This is a genomic window from Vibrio sp. 10N.261.46.A3, assembly GCF_041472995.1.
Classification (GTDB): Bacteria; Pseudomonadota; Gammaproteobacteria; order Enterobacterales; family Vibrionaceae; genus Vibrio; species Vibrio coralliirubri.
On the sequence record NZ_JBFRRH010000067.1, the window covers coordinates 110,906 to 133,176 of the forward strand.

20 protein-coding genes and 1 pseudogene are annotated in these 22,271 nt (G+C 44.7%); 9 read left to right on the forward strand and 12 right to left on the reverse strand.

Annotation, left to right across the window (positions count from 1 at the left end; all coding sequences use genetic code 11):
- Positions 1–106: 106 nt before the first annotated feature.
- On the reverse strand, positions 107–994 hold the full coding sequence (locus AB4484_RS16100; RefSeq protein ID WP_050633378.1) for a LysR family transcriptional regulator: 888 nt from the start codon (positions 992–994) through the stop codon (positions 107–109).
- A gap of 153 nt (positions 995–1,147) precedes the next feature.
- Between AB4484_RS16100 and AB4484_RS16105 the strand changes: the two genes are divergently transcribed.
- The gene (locus AB4484_RS16105; protein WP_050633274.1) at positions 1,148–1,753 is read left to right on the forward strand and encodes a short chain dehydrogenase; all 606 of its coding nucleotides are present in this window, start codon (positions 1,148–1,150) and stop codon (positions 1,751–1,753) included.
- Between the two features lie 89 nt (positions 1,754–1,842).
- On the opposite strand, the gene AB4484_RS16110 is transcribed toward AB4484_RS16105, so the two are convergent.
- The 8 genes and pseudogenes from AB4484_RS16110 to AB4484_RS16145 all read right to left on the reverse strand — a co-directional run bounded on the left by AB4484_RS16110 (position 1,843) and on the right by AB4484_RS16145 (position 8,946).
- Positions 1,843–2,469, reverse strand: a complete 627-nt coding sequence (locus AB4484_RS16110; RefSeq protein WP_050633273.1) for a LysE family translocator — start codon at positions 2,467–2,469, stop codon at positions 1,843–1,845.
- 235 nt (positions 2,470–2,704) lie between these two features.
- A complete protein-coding gene (locus AB4484_RS16115) occupies positions 2,705–3,568 on the reverse strand; it encodes a delta-class carbonic anhydrase (RefSeq protein ID WP_372079209.1) in 864 nt (287 codons plus the stop codon).
- 358 nt (positions 3,569–3,926) lie between these two features.
- Complete coding sequence (locus tag AB4484_RS16120; protein WP_372079211.1) at positions 3,927–4,388, reverse strand: hypothetical protein; 462 nt, start codon at positions 4,386–4,388, stop codon at positions 3,927–3,929.
- Positions 4,389–4,525: 137 nt separating this feature from the next.
- Positions 4,526–4,903, reverse strand: a complete 378-nt coding sequence (locus tag AB4484_RS16125) for a VOC family protein (RefSeq protein WP_372079281.1) — start codon at positions 4,901–4,903, stop codon at positions 4,526–4,528.
- Between the two features lie 124 nt (positions 4,904–5,027).
- Positions 5,028–5,216: pseudogene (locus tag AB4484_RS16130) on the reverse strand (hypothetical protein); the annotation flags it as partial.
- A gap of 47 nt (positions 5,217–5,263) precedes the next feature.
- A complete protein-coding gene (gene trpS, locus AB4484_RS16135) occupies positions 5,264–6,310 on the reverse strand; it encodes a tryptophan--tRNA ligase (protein WP_372079213.1) in 1,047 nt (348 codons plus the stop codon).
- 251 nt (positions 6,311–6,561) lie between these two features.
- Positions 6,562–7,362, reverse strand: a complete 801-nt coding sequence (locus tag AB4484_RS16140) for a hypothetical protein (RefSeq protein WP_372079215.1) — start codon at positions 7,360–7,362, stop codon at positions 6,562–6,564.
- Between the two features lie 252 nt (positions 7,363–7,614).
- Positions 7,615–8,946, reverse strand: a complete 1,332-nt coding sequence (locus AB4484_RS16145; RefSeq protein ID WP_372079217.1) for a D-serine ammonia-lyase — start codon at positions 8,944–8,946, stop codon at positions 7,615–7,617.
- 255 nt (positions 8,947–9,201) lie between these two features.
- Between AB4484_RS16145 and dsdC the strand changes: the two genes are divergently transcribed.
- Entirely contained in the window at positions 9,202–10,143 is a 942-nt protein-coding gene (gene dsdC, locus AB4484_RS16150; RefSeq protein ID WP_372079219.1) for a DNA-binding transcriptional regulator DsdC, read from the forward strand.
- Between the two features lie 142 nt (positions 10,144–10,285).
- Entirely contained in the window at positions 10,286–11,479 is a 1,194-nt protein-coding gene (locus AB4484_RS16155; RefSeq protein ID WP_372079221.1) for a CynX/NimT family MFS transporter, read from the forward strand.
- A gap of 30 nt (positions 11,480–11,509) precedes the next feature.
- On the opposite strand, the gene AB4484_RS16160 is transcribed toward AB4484_RS16155, so the two are convergent.
- Entirely contained in the window at positions 11,510–12,307 is a 798-nt protein-coding gene (locus AB4484_RS16160) for a helix-turn-helix transcriptional regulator (protein WP_268672289.1), read from the reverse strand.
- A gap of 57 nt (positions 12,308–12,364) precedes the next feature.
- On the reverse strand, positions 12,365–12,898 hold the full coding sequence (locus tag AB4484_RS16165) for a YbhB/YbcL family Raf kinase inhibitor-like protein (protein WP_050648620.1): 534 nt from the start codon (positions 12,896–12,898) through the stop codon (positions 12,365–12,367).
- Positions 12,899–13,141: 243 nt separating this feature from the next.
- Between AB4484_RS16165 and AB4484_RS16170 the strand changes: the two genes are divergently transcribed.
- The 4 genes from AB4484_RS16170 (at position 13,142) to AB4484_RS16185 (ending at position 18,515) form a co-directional block, all read left to right on the forward strand.
- Positions 13,142–14,551, forward strand: coding sequence for a DUF3404 domain-containing protein (locus AB4484_RS16170; protein ID WP_372079223.1), 1,410 nt, complete (start codon positions 13,142–13,144; stop codon positions 14,549–14,551).
- Complete coding sequence (locus AB4484_RS16175; protein ID WP_261839932.1) at positions 14,529–15,176, forward strand: response regulator transcription factor; 648 nt, start codon at positions 14,529–14,531, stop codon at positions 15,174–15,176. Before AB4484_RS16170 ends, AB4484_RS16175 begins: the two co-directional genes overlap by 23 nt.
- On the forward strand, positions 15,176–15,988 hold the full coding sequence (locus tag AB4484_RS16180) for a DUF2861 family protein (RefSeq protein WP_372079225.1): 813 nt from the start codon (positions 15,176–15,178) through the stop codon (positions 15,986–15,988). The genes AB4484_RS16175 and AB4484_RS16180 overlap by 1 nt, the downstream gene beginning before the upstream one ends.
- Positions 15,989–16,091: 103 nt before the next feature.
- Positions 16,092–18,515 (forward strand): glycoside hydrolase, encoded by a 2,424-nt coding sequence (locus tag AB4484_RS16185; RefSeq protein WP_372079227.1) that lies wholly within the window; start codon positions 16,092–16,094, stop codon positions 18,513–18,515.
- 68 nt (positions 18,516–18,583) lie between these two features.
- Here AB4484_RS16185 and AB4484_RS16190 read toward each other — a convergent pair whose 3' ends face one another.
- A complete protein-coding gene (locus tag AB4484_RS16190; RefSeq protein ID WP_372079229.1) occupies positions 18,584–19,486 on the reverse strand; it encodes a LysR family transcriptional regulator in 903 nt (300 codons plus the stop codon).
- A gap of 128 nt (positions 19,487–19,614) precedes the next feature.
- Here AB4484_RS16190 and AB4484_RS16195 point away from each other — a divergent pair, with 128 nt between their 5' ends.
- Positions 19,615–20,679, forward strand: a complete 1,065-nt coding sequence (locus tag AB4484_RS16195) for an HlyD family secretion protein (RefSeq protein ID WP_050052859.1) — start codon at positions 19,615–19,617, stop codon at positions 20,677–20,679.
- A 3-nt stretch (positions 20,680–20,682) separates the two neighbouring features.
- Positions 20,683–22,233, forward strand: coding sequence for a DHA2 family efflux MFS transporter permease subunit (locus AB4484_RS16200; protein WP_048615305.1), 1,551 nt, complete (start codon positions 20,683–20,685; stop codon positions 22,231–22,233).
- Positions 22,234–22,271: the final 38 nt, after the last annotated feature.

Genomic DNA, 22,271 nt, shown 5'->3' on the forward strand with positions numbered 1-22,271 from the left:
ATTGTGACTAACAAACAAGTAGTGATGATAACTGGCTAAACGTTTCGTTCAATAATGCGAGCTATTCAGTCGATACGCCCTACTTTACTGTCATTTTTAATACCCGTTATTCCTCAATCTTGAGCAAGGATGTGACCCATTTTTGTAGCGGGTCTTCGTTATATCTCGGGTGCCAAGCAGCCACCACATCAAAGCTTTCTGGGGAGTGCTCCATTGGGATCGTCACCAAATTGAACCCTTCAATAGCTCTGGATGGTAAGAACGCAATAGAATCTGTGGTGTTTAAATACATGGGTACAATGGAGAAACACGGTGCGGAGACCACGACATTGCGCTTTAACCCAAACTGACCGAACCATTCATCAATCGACCCTTTAAAGTTTGGACGCGATGGTGATGCAATAATAGTGGGATAAGTCGCCACTTCCTCTAATGAAGGTGTGGTTTGTGCTATTGAAGCATGAGGTGATGCAACACACACATGATGCTCCTCAAACAACTTAATGACTTTGTAGCTATCAGGAATATAGTCAGGGAACGCGATAGCTAAATTGACCTTCCCGCTTTCCATTAGCTCATGCAAATTATCAATTTCAAAATCACGCACAATCAGCTTTAAGTTCGGTGCTTGTTCCCTTAACTGCGCGATTAAACTTGGTAAAATGATCTGCTGTGCGTAGTCTGTTGCCGCAATAACGAATGCCCCTTTGGCTTTTTGTGGTACGAAATTTGTTTTAGATAACAACAAATTGAAGTCGATCAGCAAACGATCGACACCGACAGATAACTCTTGTGCGAAGGTGGTCGGAACAAAGCCGTTGGTTTTTCTCACAAACAACCTATCGTCAAACACTTCTCGCAGTTTCTTCAAATGCTCACTGACAGCTTGCTGAGTCATCCCCAATTGATTCGCAGCTTTGGACGCGTTCTCTTCACGGATTAAAGCTTGGAAAACTCTAAGCTGCTTAATGTCTAATCGGTCTAGTTTGCTCACACGCACTCGCTTCGGTGTAGTTGGATTCCATGTCAGTGTAACACTCAACAAAAAAAACCAGTAACACTCACAATTAGACTTTGTTTCTACTTGTTTAGAGGTTTGGTTAAAGTTCTTCCATCGAAACGAAACATATACAGATCGGAGAACAACATGAAAACAATCATTCTAATTGGCGCACGTGGCAAGATGGGTCAAGCAGCATTAATGGGACTAGGCAACCATAACGTTATCACTGCGGGTCGCTCTGGCGATGTCGACCACATCGTAGATATCACTGACCCGCAATCAATTGAGGCACTTTACAAAAAAGTCGGACACTTTGATGCAGTTGTTAACACCGTTGGCTTGTGTGAATACAACACCTTTGCGGATATGGCTGAAGATCAATGGATGACCACGGTAATGAGCAAAATGATGGGACAAATCAACCTTGTTCGCATCGGCCAAAAGTACATTGCTGATGGCGGTTCATTTACTCTAATTAGCGGTATCTTGAATGTTAAACCTATTCCTTTTGCGATTGCTGATGCTACCACTAGCGGCGCAATTGATACCTTCGTTAAGACTGTCGCTTATGAAATGCCAAGAAACACACGTATCAATGTCATTAACCCGACTGTTCTTGCTGAAGCGTGGGATGTTTACGGTGAAATGATGCCAGGTTTTGAACCTGTACCAAGCAAACTTGTTGGCAAAGCGTTTGAGCGCTCGGTCGATGGCTTTCTTACTGGTGAAGTGATTTTCGTAGACGCGTAATGCACGAACATTAGCTACTATCCTGCAACTAAAAAGGCGAACCCATCGGTTCGCCTTTCTGTTTAAATAATCGTATTTATCGATTCGATTTATCGATTTATCGCCAAATATGAGCCAGCTGCAATCATTATTCCACCAGCACTTTGGTTTAACCTTTTATGTGCGCGTGGCGTTTTCAGCAAACTTGCCATTCTGCCCGCGCCTACCGCGATAAGCATTAAACCGGACATCAGAGCAACAGATGCTAGCGCAGAAACCAAGACAATATCTTGTGAGCGCAGAACAGTCAGATCAATGAAAGTCGGCAAGAACGAAATATAAAACAGAATCACTTTAGGGTTCGATGCTGAAATCAAAAAGCCTTGCGCGAAACTCGCGAGTTCGGATTTCTGACTCTGTTTGGCCGCAAGTTCCGCAGAGCCTTGCACTTCAGGTAGGCTCTTAAACATCTTGTAGCCCAAGTAAATCAAATAAGCTGCACCGACGTAGCGAATCACCTCAAACGCAATCGACCAATTCTCGGCAATCGTTGCTAGACCAAAACAGGCAAGCGCAAGGTAAATAAGATCACTGCATATCATACCTAACGAAAGCGTGACGCACTTTCGCCACCCTTGAACCATAGCACGAGCTAAAATGGCAAATACGCCAGGCCCCGGAGTAATACCAAATATAAACATGGCAATAAAGAATGTAATCGCACTTTCTAATGACATTGGACTGTCCTTTTCTATAACCCAACATAATTGATCATGAACGTATCATGGAGCTTCGATTCTGGTAAAGAACGTTTTTGACTAAGTTCGATTTACACAACTCATGTTTTGAATAAGTGTCGCACGTAATTTACCCACCAGACTTAATTAAACCTAGAACCTAAGTGCTTTTCGTTAGGGCATAAAAAAGGCGAACCTATTGGCTCGCCTTGATCATTTTATTGGTCAGAATCGTTTAGTCGTTACGAATAGGTGATAATAGCTCAGGGTTAACCACCAAGTTTCTCACACCGTGGGCGTGGTCTTCGTTAAAGTCATTGCCTTCACACCAGCTCCCCACTGTCGCGATGTTTACTTTCGCTACTTGTGGACGAACGCTCCATGTTACTTGGAAAGGTGAACCTTGCTCATTATAACCAGGACCCGTTGTAGAGCCTGCGTATTGAATCGCTGAGCCCGTATCTTGTGGGATGTTTGGCGCTTGGTGTAAGCCGTTCACTTTTGAATGTTTAGCGAGCGCTTCAAAGTCGAGTGCTTTGTCATCATTCACTAAGACTAAAACTTGGGTTTCTACACGCAGTTGCGGGTTGGTAATTGCGTCGTTAAAACAAGCACCCAGTGTTTCACCCGGTTCAACTTGCGCCGTTGAATAAACATAGTGAACTTCAATGGTGTCGCCCGAATGCAAAGAACCATGATCGCTCGGACAAACCTTACCCTCAAATGGTTTCAGCTCAGCTGAACTCAACTTACCTGTGTATTTAAAACCACTCTGGAAGCCCTTCCCATCACCATTGCCAGCGTATTGAGTAAACTCGCCGCCTTTGTGCTCAGCGTTCTTATGGAAGTGAATATTACATAAGTTCATTGCTGTTGAATCAGGGGCATCCGAAAACAGCCTGGTATTTGTTCCTTTCAATGAACCCAAATCTCGTGGGGCTTGCGGGCCAAAACCTTGCCCTTGGGTGTTTTCAGAAAGCTTCGCTCTTTGCTCTGCGATAACACCATCTGATACAGACTCATGGCTCGTGTCTGATGCATTTGCATGAGCTGACAACATCACCATCGCGACACTTAAAAACACACTCTTATTCTTCATTTTTCTTCCCTAGAATATTGATAACTAAACCTAACCGCACTTAACAGCAAACATCTTACTATGCTCGTAAGTGAATATAAGATTTGTCTTTGTAAGATTAGATTTCATTGCTTACTTTGGGATGAGTATTAGAACCCTTGATGCATATAACAAGTCAAACAGGGTAAATTCGGCGAGTCCCTTCCAGAACTAATAATTTCCTATTTTCGTTAACCGTCGCCTGACTCAAACGCTCAGATGAGTAAACACGATTCTTAGTTAGAACGGTGGCCAGATTTAGAAGATCAAAAAAGGCGAACCACTTGGCTCGCCTTCACGTCTCATTCTATCTATTAGGTTGGCGTTCTTGGTTAACGGTTTAACCATTTCCGGTGGCAAATATCCCAAACGTCATGACGTTCAATGCATCTGTCACGCCCTCTAGTGATTTAATCACGGTCTTAGTCGGTTTGTTATGACGAATAAAATAGCTTCCGATGCCTTTTTCACTGCCACTCTTAGCATCGCTTTCCGTTGTTTCTGTCGCTGCTATTTGAGAAGGCTGCACTGATTCTGGCTTTGCACTAGCGTGAGCTATCGTGTCTTTATTTGAATCAAGGTTAGTGAGTGGTTGATGATTAACGATTGAATCATGGGAAGAATCAACGCTGGTCTCAGCATTTGTATCCTTTGAAGTCTCGAGATCACTCTCTCCCTCTACGCTTTTCGACATAGCGTCTTCGTTGCTCAATGTCTTGTCGTCTAGCTGATGATTACTCGTTGACGAACAAGCTGTTAAGAAAAACAGACCAACGATGAATATGAGTAAGTTTCTCATCATAATGATAAAGCGCGAATTAATAAAACATTGTTCGATTGTATTTTATTTGGCTGACGACATCCAGTGATAAGCGAAGTAAACACGAAAAGTCGCGTTCTTGAAGAGTAAACAAATGCGTACGGGTTTAGAGCTAAAGCCTAATAATTCGAGAGCTCAATCAGGTTACCATCAGGATCTCGAATATAAACAGAGACAATTTTTCCTGTTGCACCTGTTCGTGGTACGGGTCCCTCTTCTATCACAACACCTTTCGCTTGGATATGTTCGACAACTTCAGCAATTGGTGTATTGGTAACAAAGCAGAGGTCTGCACTTCCGACCTGAACACGCCTTGCCTTTGGCTCGAACTCGCTACCACTGAGGTGTAAATTGATCTTCTGCGTCCCAAATGACAACGCCAGCCTGCCCTCTCCAAATTCGATAGGCTTCATTCCAAGCACCCGTTGGTAAAAGTCGACCGTAACTTGTAAATCACTCACGGTTAATACCAAATGATCCAGCTGACTGATTTCCATCATTACCTTCCTGTAACTAAGAGTGATAAGGGCTTATTGGCGGTTACTAGGCATAGCTAGGTGAATAATGCCATTCGACAACCCACATAACTCATAACAGACATGTAGGTTGGAATGACTTAACTTAGCCTTCGCGCTTACTGAGCGTGTAGGAAACTAAACTATCATCACCTACCTTGAACACCCAAACATTCTCGCCATCTACAAATTGAAATTGATTGGTTGATTCAGTCGGCTTTAATTTACCAATAAATTCAGACAATACTGGCCCGTTGATAATAAAGCTTCCTTCTGAAATATTCGCATCCAGATCGCCCTTTCACTCTCCCGTAGTTTGGCCCGTCATAGATGCAACCAGTGCTAGATAATATTCAGACCAAAGACGTCTTTTACATCGAACAATACCTTTTGCGTTCTTTCTCTAGAGACTTGGGTGCCATTGCGTAAAATTTCGATGAGTTGCGCTTTATCATCCAATAACTCAGATCTTCTTTCACGAATAGGACGAAGCATCTCCTGTAAACACTCTTCCAACACTCTCTTAGTTTGTCCATCGCCTAGCCCACCTGTTTGGTAATGCTCTTTTAGTTGACTGACATAGTTAGCGTCTGTGTGAAAAGCATCAAGATAAGTGAACACGATATTGCCTTCTACCTTGCCTGGGTCTTCAATTCGTAGATGATTTGGATCGGTATACATGGATTTGACTGCAGCTCTGATCTCTTTCTCTGTCGCACCAAGATTAATCGCGTTACCCATCGATTTAGACATTTTACTTTTACCATCGGTACTAGGGAGGCGAGATGCATTGCTGAGAAGCGGTCTGCATTCATTCAAGATTGGTTTGCCAGCGAGCGAATTAACCTTTCTTGCAATCTCATTGGTTTGTTCTAACATCGGCAGTTGATCATCACCGACAGGCACTAAAGTCGCGTTGAAAGCGGTGATGTCTGCCGCCTGTGAGATGGGATAAGTGAGGAAGCCTGCTGGAATTGAACGTCCAAACTCTTTGTTCTGAATTTCGCTTTTGACTGTTGGATTACGTTCCAAGCGAGCGATAGAAACAAGATTGCTGTAAAACATGGTGAGCTCAGCTAACACCGGCAACTGTGATTGCAGACAAATCGTGGTCTTGGTCGGGTCGATACCCACCGCAAGATAATCAGCGACCACATTAAGAATATTGGACGAAACCTTCGAAGGATTATGGGCATTGTCGGTAAGCCCTTGCATGTCGGCAACCAATATCGTTTGGTCGTGAATATGCTGCAAAGAGACTCTTTGTTTAAGTGAACCGACATAATGACCCAAATGCAAAGGCCCTGTTGCTCTATCGCCAGTGAGAATAATCTCAGGCTTGTTGGTATGGCTGTTGCTGTCGATATGGCTGTTTGAGTTGGTATTCATGGTGTATCTCCAAGTTAGAAAGGCTACTGGAGATAAAAAGAGGCGACATTTTTGATGACATTCTTAGCTACCGTCCAGCAGCTAAAGAATGTGAGTATTCCGTGCTGCTCTGTTAAGAGCACCACCAAAAGAAAATTGAAGTTGAAGCAGAATTAAATTTCATGGTTAAAACCTATCAACAATACAGACGAGCGACAACTGTTATTTACGCGCACCAAGAAAATAGGTTTTAAGATTAACAGGTTATAGGCTTAATCTTTACTGGAACACAGTTCAGTGATTCGGTCACACATAGCTTGGTTGACTGTGAAGTGGGTGTTGAGGAATGCTAGTTGAGCAAGTGCCGATTCAGCAGTGCGCTCGTAGCCTTGGGTAAAGGTTGGTAGCAATTGGGCAAACTTAGGAAAGCGTGCTTCTAGCCTTCTATCCGACATAAATTCATCAACGAATTCAGGCTCAGACTGTTCAGTGTGATCCACAAGATCGATCAAACGATCCAGAGCGTAAGATTGAACGAACCGACTGCCCGACAGCTTTTCGCCTCGCTTATAACGAGACATACCCACGTAAAGATTGGTTAGTGCCTCACCAATGATCCACTCTTGGGAGCTTGCGTGTGCCTCGCCTTTTGCTGGTGGAGCACAACACTGCGTATCAAATTCAGTTTGCTGCCAAACAATGCGCCCTTCAGCAAATGGGATATGCGCTAACTCGTGGGGTTCAAACACCGCAAACTCACAAAAGACTCCGTCAGCGTACAGAACTTTATAGCCATCGACGGTATTTCTCACTGCGTAGTCGATTGGGTGAATATCAGATAGCCAATGCAAACTATCTAAGAAATACTGCTTGTGCCCTGTTTGCACTATCGCGAAAAAATCGACATCTGAATACTGATCAAGTCGTTCTGTTTCGATACCTACTGAGCCCAATCCCAGCAAAGCATGAGCCTTACCCGATGCATCCAAAGACTCTCCGATAGCATCTAAACGCTGGAGTAATTTTTCTGGTGTGTTTATGTGTCTTGTCTGTATCACTTTATCCGTTTGCATTGCTCAATCCCTATCAAGTTGAATGCCACTCAACCTAACTGATAGTTAGAACATCTAAGAAGCTTAATTTATAAAATGTGTGTTTTGGATAACGATCTGCGCAAGTTATTGTTTGAATTACGGTGGGATTTAGAGGTGAGAAAGAGTGTGTTTAAGCTATAAACAACACTCTTCTATCATGACTTATTTTTTGACAGCTTGTATTTGTAACAACTGATATTTACAAACAATTAGACGATAAAAGCTTTAGGGTTAAACCGATGACTTCGCTAAGTAATCAGCCATTTCTTGTGGTGGCACCATGCCGCCGCCTGTCGCCCACACAAGGTGTGTTGCATTCGCTAGCGTCGACTCATCAATCTGTAGGCGAGCAAGGTACTCACTATTTTGCTCAACATGAATCGCACCCGGCATGCCCGCTAGCGCTGAAGGCTCAAGTTGAATGCCCTCTGCTTGATTCAGCTCACCTAGCAATTGGTACATGCGTTCATCGGTTAATGTGTAATAACCATCAAGCAAACGCTCCATCGCGCGACCGACAAAGCCAGATGCTCGACCCACCGCCAAACCATCCGCAGCTGTCAGGTTGTCGATACCAAGATCTTGCACCGCAATCTCATCATGCAATCCCGTATGAACACCAAGCAACATACAAGGTGAATGAGTCGGTTCAGCAAAAATACAATGGACATGATCACCAAAGGCCATCTTCAAGCCAAATGCGACACCACCGGGACCACCACCTACCCCGCATGGCAAGTAAACAAATAACGGGTGTTCTTTATCTACTGAAATGTGTTGTTGCTCAAATTGCTGTTTGAGCCTTTGCCCTGCCACCGAATAACCAAGGAACAGGGTTTGCGAGTTTTCATCATCAATGAAAAAGCATCGTGGATCTTGCTCTGCTTCTTTACGTCCTTGCTCCACCGCAACGCCATAATCTTGTTCATATTCAACAACGTTGACGCCATGCTCTCGAAGTTTGCTTTTCTTCCAAGTTCTCGCATCTGCCGACATATGAACAGAGACAGTAAAGCCTAATTTGGCACTCATGATACCGATTGACATGCCTAGATTACCTGTGGAGCCTACCGCAATGCTGTATTGTTGGAAGAAGTCACGAAACTCAGGTTCGAGCAACTTACTGTAGTCATCGCTCTCACACAGTAACCCGGCTTCAATCGCAAGCTTCTCGGCATGCGTTAGTACTTCATAAATACCACCGCGAGCTTTGATTGAACCTGAAATTGGCAAATGGCTGTCTTTCTTCATCATCAAACGCCCTTTTATAGGCTGCTGATAATGCGCTTCCAATATTGATTTCATAGATGGAATATCAACAAGCTCAGACTCGATGATGCCATTGGTCGCTTGAGTTTCCGGAAACGCCTTAGCTAGATAAGGAGCAAACCTTTGTAGCCTCATGCTTGCATCGTGAATATCTTGTTCGCCTAATCCCACATAGGGTAAACCTTGCTCCAAAGTCGTGATGTTTGGGTTAAACCAAGTCACTTCATCGAGTGCCGCTAATCGTTGAAGCAGTGGGAAATCTGAGATGAGCTTGTCGATATTCAATACAGTCATGGGTGACCTTTTCTGGCTAAGCGCGTACTGCGCAGATTCAATCATTAGTAAACCTATTTAAACGGGATTTTGGTGTTTGTTCAACCGACGAAAAATCACACTTGCATGAACTGAATTCATCTATTAATTAAAATTTAGGAAATTAACGCAACCAAAGTAACTTATGATTAACTATGAGTCATAGATAGAGCTATGATATGACATTGACGATGTGTATCGAAATCCTCTTGCTTGAATCAAGGTGCCCTTAACGAAATGTATACCGAAGACAGCCTGTACTCTAAAAATCAACGCTTAAACAGCCACCAGCTGTCAAAACTGCACACGTTTGAAGTGGCAGCTCGACATGGTTCTTTTTCGCTTGCAGCCCAAGAGCTATCGATGACACCAAGTGCGGTTTCTCATCGTATCAACAAGCTCGAAAGAGAGATGGATATACAGCTGTTTGAACGTGCGCACCGCAGAATCACACTGACAAGCGAAGGCAAACGCATCTATGCCGCATTGAGCCGCACCTTGAATGATCTAAACCAAGAGATTTTAGATGTTAAGAACGAAGAAATATCGGGCACACTCACGATCTATTCACGACCGACATTTGCACAGAGTTGGCTAGTACCTCGGATAGCGAACTTCAAACAACGTTACCCATCAATCACATTGAAACTGCTCACTGGCAATGAAAATATCAGCTTTCAAGGACACGGTATCGATATTGCTATCTATTTCGATGATCTTTTTCCCGATAAACTTTTCTGCCAAGCATTCATGCACGAGAGCATGACTCCGGTTTGTACCGCTCAATACGCTGAGTTACACGGGCTTAATCAACAGCCAGAGAGCCTCAATCGAGCAACGTTACTGCACGACAACCAAGCATGGAACTACGACTCAAACCGCAATGAATGGGAAGTGTGGGCACAAGCGAACCAACTCGGTACTGTACAGTCCAATTCAAATATAGAATTTGACCGTTCAGATCTCGCAATCCTAGCAGCCATAAACAATGCCGGTATTGCGATTGGGCGATATAGCGTCGTATCGAAATATCTTGAAGACAATACGCTTATCGCGCCATTTAACGAACCACCCGTGACGTGCAAACAGCAGTACTATTTCGCGACGCCTTCAGAGCACCAATCACCAAAAGTTAAAATGTTTATTGAATGGGCTTTTGAGCAAAGAGATCAGATGTAGGTGCGTATCTTCGGGTCTTGCGGCTTATGTGGAATATGTGAATTCTTGGCTCAACCAGCTCTTTTTAGCAGCGGTAATTGTTTATACATTCAATGATCTGTAGGCTAGCCTGTCTTCTCATAAGCAAACAGTAGAACAACCTATGAGCGCCTCTCTTCGTAATAGCATTTTCGTCCTGTTAGGGATTCTATTCCTAGCACTTAACCTTCGTGGGCCTTTTACGAGCTTGGCTCCTGTGCTTTCTCAGGTTATGGAAGGCCTCAACCTTACGTCGTCGGCTGCTGGCTTCTTAACAGCTTTGCCACTGTTAACTTTTGCCTTATTTTCACCATTAGTCACCAAGATATCTCAACGAATTGGTCTAGAGCCTAGCCTACTATTAGGCTTAGTTCTGATCACGACCGGGATTACACTGCGCTCTGCTGGGTTAATCCCTACCTTGTATATCGGCACGGTGATGATCGGGCTCGGTATCGCAATTGGTAATGTGTTGTTACCCGTTGTAGTGAAAATTAGCTTCCCGACACGCATCGCTACTGTGACTTCTTTGTACATCTTTACGATGGGCATCGGCTCGACGTTAGGCTCAAGTTTGATGGTGCCATTTTCAGAGATCACCTTGTTCACTATGACAGGTTGGCAATTAGCGCTGTTAATGAACTTGGTATTTCCAATATTAGCTTTGATGATCTGGTTGCCTAAAATCAGAAAACGCTCATCTTCGGCCAGCAATAACAAGCAACAAGACAAACCTCTGCCGATGAAGAAGATGATTAGAAGCAGCGTAGCGTGGCAAGTAACGCTAGCGCTTGGGCTTAACTCATTTACCTTCTACTCTTTGGCTGGCTGGTTGCCACAGATATTGAACGATCTTGGCTACAGCGAAATCGACGCGGGCTACATCTACGGTTTCCTGCAATTTTCGACGATGGTTCCGGGGTTGCTGTTACTGCCATTCTTAGCCAAAAGTGACAATCAACAATGGCTCATCACTCTGTGTGCATCGAGTGTGTTTGTTGGATTGATTGGCCTGTTGTATTTACCTGAGTTTGCGATCTTTTGGGTGGGACTGTTTGGATTAGCCAACTGCTCGACGTTTATTATCGCGCTCTCTTTTGTTGGCTTGCGTACTTCGAATAGCAGCCAAGCCGCATCATTGTCGGGTATGGCTCAGGGAATCGGTTATGCGTTGGCAGCCACTGGTCCAACGCTGGTGGGTAAGCTTCATGCTCAGACAGATTCTTGGAGTGTGCCGATTCTGCTGATCGCATCTGTTGCCTTTGCGTGTACGATTTTCGCGGCACTCGCAGCACGAGATAAAAAAGTGAGCGTTTAAGCCAAACAGAATGATTATGGCGTCGCGACTTTATTTGCTCGCGACTCTATGGCTGACGACGGTTTTGATGTATTCACTTGGCGACAAACCAAATTTGCCTTTAAAGCGCTGACTAAAACGCCCTTCCGATTGGTAACCGCAAGACTGAGCCAACATCGCAACATTCTGCTGTCCGTTTTGCATCAGATAAAGCGCGTGACTCAAACGAACTTCAGCCAACACCTCTCGATATTGCATACCTTCCAGTTTCAATTTACGGATAAGCGTGGCTCGGCTCATCGCAAAACGCTCCGCCACCGACTCTAATGGATGCTTCTCGTCTGGTGAATGTGAAAGATAATGGCTAAGCTTTTGGCTAAACGAGACGTTGGCACTGGCAAACAGTCGATGCAACACCCCTTTTTCGGCCAATTGCTGGTACAAGCCCTGCAACCAATACTGTTGAGTCTCTTTGCTCATGCTCTGTGTATCAAACGAGAACAGAGCATTGAGTGAGTCTTGTAAGTTTCGATCCGCTTTTACTGTAGGCAGTCCCAGATCATTCGAGCGTTCCTCACTTAAATCAAGCATCGCCTGAGAAGGTTGGAATTGGAAGCTGAATACTCGCGACAAGAAACGCCCTTTGTGGGGCATGTTCTCAAAACTTAGTGAAGCTGATGCCTCACACAACAGCAGCTCAGAATGTGAGAGCTCTGCCGCTGAATCTTTCCAAAACAGGCGCTTACTGCCTGTAATGATCTGAATGATACTAGGGGATAGAATCCTCACATTACGCAGCTTTTGTAACTGCTCTGCACGAAAGATCGTCACTTGATATTGATGATTCATCTCATCCCCTTGTTTACTTATTATGTACGTGTATAAGCTTTTAACGTACACAAGCTATTAACGTGTATAAGTTGCGGTCAGTTTCGCTTTGTCTAAAGCCATACTGTTCAACGTGAACCCAACCACTGCTGATGGCGTATTTTCGTCGAGGTTAAGTTTGTCCGTTGGTAATGCCCAAACCGTGAACTGGTAACGGTGCATGCCATCTTTTTCTGGAGGACAAACACCACCGTAGCCAACTGTACCGTAATCAATGCGACCTTCTTTGCCACCGACTTTAGAGATGTCGACACCGCGAGGTAGCTCGTTCACAGTTGCAGGGATATCAAACGCAACCCAATGCCAGAAGCCACTTTCAGTCGGTGCATCTGGATCATAAGCTGTGATAGCAAAACTTTTGGTGCCTGCTGGTGCATCTTTCCACATTAATTGTGGTGATAGGTTATCGCCGTCACAACCCCAACTTGAGTATTCAAAAGTCTTCGCCATTGGGTGACCTTCTTGAATATCGTTGCTGGTTAATTCGAACGCCTGAGCAGAGCCTGCAGCCAAAATACTGATTGCCAATACTGATTTGATGATGAGTTTCATAATGGTTCCTCTTATTAGGTATGAGCCCAGTATAGTCCCCTCAATCCGCCCAATAATGACAGTAAGTACACAATTATCTAGTTTATTTCAAACAAATGATACTTACTGTATTTGTACTTTATTATTTAAAAGCATGACCCACACGACAATTTGTTGTTAAAAGAACACTTGTTGACATTCAGGTTACAAATCGCGCCCAAAACTCTTTAGACTCGCCCCACGACTTTTAACGAGAATGATTGGATGCGCAGGTTTACATTGGCTCTTTGCTTGATCTTTTGGCTCCCAACTCTAGCCAATGCCCAAAGTTTGCAAGATAAGTGGCAAACCCTGTATCAACTGAGCTGGCAATCATCTCCAATCTTAGTATCTCAACAAGAGTTGGCTCAATATCCGAAAGTTCTGCTCCATGAACGTAGCCGCTATCCTAATTTCAACCAATTCAGTTGGGACGACATCGTAGCGTTAGCGTCAATACAAGATCACTGCCAAGCGATTGAAAGCAATAACCCTTCATTACATGACGCCATCGAGTTCGAGCTCGCTCTGTGTCAGCAACAAGCATTGGATTCTATTTGGTTTGCAGCACACTCCAAAAGACACCCTGCCGGTGGTAGCTTTGCTGATCGTTATTTAGCAGCTTACCCAGACGTAAGCGAGCAAATACGCCCGTTTTTGAGCATTACCACCCCACAGCACCCTTTATATACCAAGCTAGAAACGCTAAACGCTCAAGGCAGAGAAGCGCTGCTCAATGGATACCGCGCTTGGCAACAAGATGATGTGCTTTGGTTAAGTGGCGAACAAGGCTGGAAAGCCATTCCCTTAGATGTTTGGCAACCTATCGCAGAGCAACAAGAGGTATCTTTGGCAGCTGAAACCTGTACTTTTCGTTACAGCAACGTGTGCTTAAGCGAGCCTAGCAATGACAACCTGATCATGAAAACCTTGATATTTTCATTGCTGTTAACGTTGCTTTCCGGCCTCGCTAGAGTCTTATACCTAAGAACAAAACAACGAAAAGAGAGGCAGTTCGTTTTACAGCTTCTTACTCATGAACTGCGCACGCCCATTACTAGCCTAGGTCTAACCGTCGAGATGTTCAGAAATCGCTACGATGACTTTTCTGATGAAACTCAAAGTGCGGTTTGGCGTTTAATCTCTGACTATCAAAGGCTCTCTCAACTCACCGAAAACAGCAAAGTGTACCTAAGTTCGGATCAGTCAGAGCCTTTGTTAAAGCAAAACGCATCATTAGAAGAGTGGCTTGATCATGTATGTGAAAAGCACAATATTTCTTATCAATGTGAAGCGCGTGAAGTTGAACTGAACCTTCCCTATTACTGGCTAACCATCTGCTTGGATAATCTAATCAAGAATGCCAAACAACACGGTAAAGGTAAGGTGTTGGTAAAGGTCGAACTCGGAGACAAGCTGACGATTGAGGTACAAGACGAGGGGCACTTCCCTTCGCCGATACAACGACTCATGTCTCGTGTCACGCCAAGTGAAACGCGCAAACTGGATAACATGGGCATTGGCTTGACTATTGTCGAGCACTTGATGAAGCAAGCGAATGGCCGCCTCATTATTCTTCGTAACCCAACCCGATGTATTTTGGAAATTGCTTATGAACACCCTACTGCTGATTGAAGACGACCAACTGCTTGGACAAGGCCTCGTCAGCTTCTTTGAATCCAATGGTTACCAATGCCTTTGGGCGAAGGATTCAGAGAGTGCCAGTAAGCAATGGTTTCGAGCCGATCTTGTGATACTGGATCGACAGCTTGAAGATGGTGATAGCTTGCAACACCTTCCAAACTGGTTGCTCCTCAAAGCACTACCGGTGATTGTGTTAACCGCTAAAGTAGAAGTACAACAACGTGTTGAAGGTTTAATGGCGGGTGCCAAAGATTACGTGACTAAGCCATTTTCTAACGACGAATTACTTGCTCGAGTCATTACCCAGCTTCGTCCGTTAGGTGTGAGCCTCTTAAATTATGCAAATATCCAGATCAACTTGTCGGAACGGATCGCTTACCTGGATGAAAGCCCAGTAACACTAAAGCCTAAAGAGTTTCAGCTATTGGTACTGTTTGTTCAGAACCAAAGTCGTGTGTTTCACCGAGATGAGTTACTCAACAAAATTTGGGGGTATCAGGCCTTTCCTAGTACCCGAACTATTGATAATCACATACTGCGCTTACGCCAGAAGCTGCCCACATTGAATATAGAAACACATCGCGGCGTTGGTTACCGCTTGGCCGGGGAATCATAATGAAAGTTACTTCGTTAGCCGCACTGCTCTGCACCTTGCCGTTCGCAAGTCATGCGGCATGGTTTACTGACACGCCATTGCAGCACACCTATCAATCACTGCTTGATGAGCAGCCTCAAGTTGCGTGGCAAGAGCTGCAAATCGCACTCGATCAACAAACACTCGATAGTGAGCTTTGGCTGCCAGTCAAACAAGAGATATTAAGCCAGACTCAATGTGGAACCTCACTAAAACAAAGTGCTGAGCCGAAACACCACATTCAAGTCAGCTTCATTCGACGCTATGGCCTGTCGTCGCAAGGTTATCAAATCAAAGTCTCTGCCGAACAGCTCAACAAAGGCTTACAAACCCAAACTCTTTCATTGGTATCGCCTAAAGGTAAAGTCCTTCTCGATGGGCAACTCACTTTCAACAATGAGTATCAAGAGATTGAAACCAATGAAATGTTCATCAAACCCGAATCAGGTGTTTATCAACTAAAGATAGGTTCAAACCACTACCCTATTATTGTCGCTTTAAATGACAGTAATCGATGGCTGACGCTCGAAAGTAAACTCAGCGAACCACATATCGTGCTATCGCCTCCAAAAGTGATCGACAACTGCCCTGACGCTAATGTGAGTTGGCAATGGTTTGATGAAAACTACAACCTGCTGGGTTACAAAGTGCCAATCAAAACAGCGCAAGCACCCGTACCCACAGAAAGTCCACTTGGAACCAAAGCCAAGCACTTAAGTGCCTCGGTTGAAATGTTTGAATACCAAGGCGCTATTGAAGTCCAATATGTGCAACGCGTCGCCATGCCTTTCTAACGGAATACAGCTAAAGCTAAACAGAAAATAGAGACATATAGGTGACAAAGCACTAGCGCTACTTAGGTGTAATAACCGTACTTACCCTTTACGGAATCTAAATATGCTCAGCGTACGTCACCCACTCAATCTTTCTACTTGTGCCATTGTGGCTCTAACAACAGCTTGTCTGTTTTCATCCAACGCACAAACGAGTCAAATAACGCTCACCAGTAATAGCAGCGTTAGCGGCAGCAGTATTCGCGACAACTCTAACGCCACTAGCAGCAATACCGTCTCTATATCATCGAATACTCTAGAGATAGATTGGAACGGCTTAAGCGTTAACACCGCTGCTCTCACCGTTGATAGCCAACCACAGAAAGCGACCAATCTGGTTATTGGCTTTTCCGATAAAGCTGACTCAGCAAAAATCGCAACTTGGACCTTAATACCCAGTGGGATAAACGTTGAGGCAGAACTAAATCAAGCCCAGCTCACTTTTCAGTTCAGCTTGCCTTCGAATATACAGGTGAAACGAAATGAACCCATTGAATTGGCGTGGTTTGATCTTGCCGAACAACAAACTCAGACACTATTTCTTCCTTTTAGTGAAGGCATGCGCGTGCCTACTGACAACAAGCTTTGGGCAAGTTATCTCGTCGGCAACCATTCTGGAAGCAACACTACTCAAGACTTAAAGATGCCTTTTTGGACAGTGCAGCAAAACAATCATTTCATTAGCTATCAGATGGTTAATGCAACCAACAATCAACTGCTCTTTTCAGATGCATCCTCTGATACTTCCTCTAATTCAAAGACCAAAATTGATATGAAGGCATCACACCAATTTACGATGCTCAATCAATCACAGCCTTTTATTGTTCGTATCACCCTTGGAGACTCGTGGTTAGATGGAGCGAAACACTATCGCGATTGGCGCATCGAAAACGGCCTTTCTGAAACACTGGTTGCTAAACAAAAGCGTAATCCGGATGTGAGTAAGCTAATCGGCGCAAGCCACATTTACCTATTTGGCAAAGACCCATTGAGCATCCAAGACGTAAGCAACTGGTGGGGATTGAAAACATGGTATCTAGAGAGGTCTAAACTCAGCATTTCTGCGGAAGCGAAAAGAGAGCTGTCGTCACTATCCAAGGGAAAAGATTGGTTCAGTCAGTACCACAAACAACTATTATTGGACTCTATTAGCCAGTCGTTGCTGGTGTTATATCCTGTTGGTAATCCGACACTCGAAGACAACACGATTAAAGCGCAATACAAAGCAGCACAGGATAAGAAGAACTGGTTGCTAAAGCACGCTTCCCCGTACCTAAACTCGTCAGACACTTGGGGACAAGCGTTGTCTTCAGACATGCTCACCAACCTAAATAAGGCAGGCTTAAACAAACTGTGGCTCGGATTCGATAATTGGATGCCAGCATTCTATCAACCTAACGCCGTGGCTATGGCAAAACAGTCCGGATATCTAGTCGGTACTTACGATTCCTACAACACAGCCATTCCTGCGAAGCTCAATGACAACTGGCTAACCGCTCAATTACCAGAGTCGATGCGTCAGAGTTGTGCCATTGAAATGGCAGATGGCAGCCTAAAAAAAGGGTTTCGAGGTAACGGATTCTATCTAAATCCGAACTGCCATTTAGAATACGTAAAACAGCGTGCTCAAGACATTATGAGATTCGGCAACTTCAACAGCTTGTTCTTAGATGTTGATGCAACCGCCATGGCACGTGAAGATTACAGCGGCTCTATAGACAATCATATCAAGAGTCATAGCTACAGCAATGGAAATGGCAATACAAACGAGTCGGACATGCTTTCTGCCTTCAACAATCGAATGCAGTGGTTAAGCGAGCAACCATCGTTAGTATTAGGCTCCGAAGACGGCAATAGCCTAACAACAAAAGGCATCGCGTTTGCACACGGCTTAGAAACGGTTGGTTTTGGTTGGACAGATAAAGACATGAAAGAGAACCACCAGTCTCCCTATTACTTAGGTCGTTGGTACCCAGACCACAAGCCCGACTTCTTCTTTAAGCCGGCCGAGGTTAAAGAACCCTATAAGTCGCTACTGTTTTCGCCTCAATATCGAATGCCACTTTACCAAGCCGTTTTCCATGATGAAGTAATCAATACACACCATTGGCATTCAGACAGCCTCAAGTTCACTAATGTACGAGCAAATCGAGACTTAACCGCCATGCTGTACAACACACCCCCGATGGTTCACTTGACCAGAGATGAAGCTTTATCAGGTTCAAGCCCGAGAATCAAAGCACTCAAACACTATCAAGACGGCTTTGAACCGATGCACGAACAGTTATGGGATAAACAGTTAGTCGATTTCGAATGGTTAGATAAAAACGGCGATGTTCAACAAACTGAGTTCAGTGACGGGAGTAAGATCATTGCCAACTTCTCTAACAAGGCATTTCGCCACAACGGTATCGATATTGCTGCCCTATCGGTCAAAGCTATATTAGCGAGTGGACAAGTTATCGACTGGCTGCCCAATCATAGTTAGCTTCGATACGGTTTAGACAATAACGAATAATAGGAAGCCTAAGCACTTAACCGCTAAGGTTTACCCCGTTACTTGTGCTTCCTATTTTGAAAAGCAGTCAGTAGATAGTCGATAAAGACCTTTTTACGTTTCGGCATCAACTGCCTGTCTGCATACACTAGGCTTACTGAAACTTCCGGCATCTCATATTCAGGTAACAAACGAATCAACTTGCCTGTCTTGAAGTGTTCCCGACAAATGAATTCAGGAAGCACCGCCAAGCCGAGCCCATCTACACACGCTGTTAGGCATGCCGTGATGGTATTCACCCGCAACTGACACGGCAGATCGATCAAAATCGACTCTCCGCCTTCTAATTGTAAATGCCACTTGGGTAAACGCGCCGCCTTGTTCACGACCTCAATCATTCTGAATGGCGGTTTAAGATCATTGGGCGAAGAGATTTCATCGAACTGTTCTAAATACTCAGGGCTGGCTGCCAATACACGCTTTGATGTTGTCAGGTAGCGAGAAACCAAGCTCGAGTCCACTAGCTCACCAATTTGTGCGTAAAGATCGATCCCCTCCCCAATGATGTCGACTTCTCGATTCGACAGTTCTAAGTTCAAAGTCACGTTTGGGTGCTCTTTTAGGAAGCTGTGGATGTATTTCGCTAATACTTGATGCCCCAATTCGACAGGCAACACAACATTCAACTGCCCTCGGATCAAATCCTGATTGGCAGAAACCTCTAACTCAGCTTGGTTCATGATCTCTTGCATCTGCATGCTCGAGTGATAAAAGCGCTCACCCTCTGGCGTTAAAACTAAACTTCGTGTCGAACGAGTGATCAACCTCACACCAAGATGCTGTTCCAGCTCGTCTAGCTTTCGGCTGACGGTCGACTTGGTCATGTTCAATGCTTCAGCTGCGTGCGTGAAACTCCCACAATCAACAACTTGTGTAAAAACAGTCACAGCATTTAAGTCCATCGTACTTCTCCCAAAGCGCCATTAGTTAGATTTTTGCAACAGTGTTTCCCTTTTTTCCTATCTTATCAATCAATCGAATTCATTTACAATTCGTTACATCTAAATAAAAACAAAATGAGAAATAAAAAATGACAGAGAACAACAACGCTTCGCAAACAGTAAGCACAAAAAAACGTAAAAAAGCTCCGCTTATTGCTACTGCGATCATGCTGTCATTGGGTTTAGCCGGCGCTGGATACTGGTACGGCTATGGCCAGTACTTTGAATCTACCGACAATGCCTACCTACAAGGCGATATCACGAATATTAGCCCTAAGGTGTCTGGCTATATTGTTAAGTCTTACGTGAGTGATAACCAATCGGTTAAAGAAGGTGATTTGCTGGTTCAAATCGATGACCGTGATTACCAGTCAGCACTTGCTCAAGCAAACGCCCATTTAAGCGTTGTGCAATCAGACGTCAAAAATCTAGTGGCACAACAAACGTTACAACGTAGCAAAATTAATCAAGCAGAGAGCCGCGTTGATTCTGCACAAGCTGAATACGAACGCGCGATTCAACAAGTGGTACGTTCTCGTAGCTTACTAAAACGTAACTACGCGTCTCAAGATGAAGTCGACAGCATGGTTGCACAACAAAAAGTGACTCAGGCAGATTTAGAAGAAGCAAAAGCAAACCTCGTTGCAACCAATGACCAACTAACCGTTATCGCTAGCGAGATTGAGCAAGCAAATGCATCCGTGACCGAAGCTCAAGCCCAAAGAGATCAAGCACAACTTAACCTGGATTACACCCAAGTTTACGCGCCAGCAGATGGCGTGATTGGTAAACGCAGCGTACGTGAAGGCTTGTTGATTCAAGCAGGTGCACCACTTATGAGCTTGGTACCAAACAACCAAGTGTGGATTGAAGCCAACTTCAAAGAGACACAGCTAAGTGGTATTCACAAAGGTCAGACGGTTGAGGTAGAGCTGGATGCGTTCCCGGGGCAGCCGCTTGAAGGTGTGGTAGACAGCTTCTCCCCTGCGACTGGCGCTAAGTTTGCGCTCTTACCACCAGAAAACGCGACCGGAAACTTCACTAAAATCGTTCAACGTGTACCGGTGAAAATTACGATTCCAGATCAGCAAGAGTTGAAAGGTCGACTGCTTCCTGGTTTGTCTGTGGTAGCGACCATCGATAAACGAGGCTAGACCATGAGTAACGCTGGTGTTGTCACCCAAACTAATGATGGTGACGAGGTTTCGAGACGCCATTGGATCGCCCTATTTGGCGGCTTAATCGGCGCGTTTATGGCGATCTTGGATATTCAGATCACCAACTCGTCTCTCAAAGATATTCAAGGTGCGCTATCAGCCACCTTGGATGAAAGCTCGTGGATTTCTACGTCTTACCTAGTCGCAGAGATGATCGCTATCCCACTCAGTGGTTGGCTTTCTAAAGCGCTCGGTAAACGCCGTTATATCACGTGGACGACGGCCATTTTCACCATTTCATCTTTGTTGTGTTCGTTCTCTTGGAACATGACCTCGATGATTGTATTCCGCGCGATGCAAGGCTTCAGTGGTGGTGCTTTGATCCCGCTTGCTTTCTCGCTAGTGATTCAGTTATTGCCGGTCAACAAGCGCGCTGTGGGTATGGCACTGTTTGGTGTAACCGCGACCTTTGCTCCATCGATCGGCCCTACCTTTGGTGGCTGGCTGACGGAGAATTTCTCGTGGCACTATATTTTCTACATCAATATTCCGCCTGCTTTGCTTGTGATCACCATGATCAGATATGGCTTGGACGATGAAAAGCTCGACCTTGGCACGCTTAAAAAAGCAGACTGGTTTGGTATCGCCACCATGGCATTAGGGCTAGGTTGTTTGGAAGTGGTACTAGAAGAAGGTAACCGTGAAGAGTGGTTCAGTTCGAGCTTTATTGTTGGCTTGAGTATCGTCTCTGCTGTGAGTTTGGTTTACTTCGTGATAAACGAACTTCAACACAAGAAGCCATTGGTTAACCTGCGGCTATTGCGGGATGGGCAGTTTGCGATGTCCTGTATCGCCTATTTGATTCTAGGGATGGCATTGCTTGGTTCTATCTATGTTCTGCCGATGTATCTCACTCAAATTCAGCAATATAATGCGATGGAAATTGGTGAAGTGTTAATGTGGATGGGTTTCCCACAGCTTCTGATATTCCCAATTGTGCCTAAGCTAACACAGATCATTAAGCCTAAGTACTTGGTTACCTTTGGCTTCGCGATGTTCGGATTAAGTTGTTACGTAAATACACACATGACAATCGACTTTGGCGGGCAACAACTGATTTTATCCATGGTTCTGCGTGCTATTGGTAGTCCGTTTATCATGGTTCCGCTGTCTTTGGTTGCCATGAAAAACATCAGTAAAATGGATACACCAGATGCATCAACGTTAACCAACGTGATGCGAAACTTAGGTGGTGCTTTCAGCATCGCGATTATCGCTACGCTATTGGATAACAAAACCCGTGAGCACTTGGCACACATCAAGGAATCGTTACCTTCCGTGAGTCAACTTGGTTGGCAGACGCTTCAGCAACAACAAGCGTTTTTCATTCAGTCAGGAAGTGATGCGGCAACTGCAATGCAACAAGCGCAAGCAAGCTTGCTCGGCACAATGCAACGTGACGCTGCCATCATGGCTTACAACGATGTGTTCTTAATGATGACGGCGTTCTTGGCCCTAGCCGCGGTGTTGATTCTAAACATGCGTGATTAGCGCTGGAGTTTCGGTAAATAAAGCTTCAAGCAAAGAAC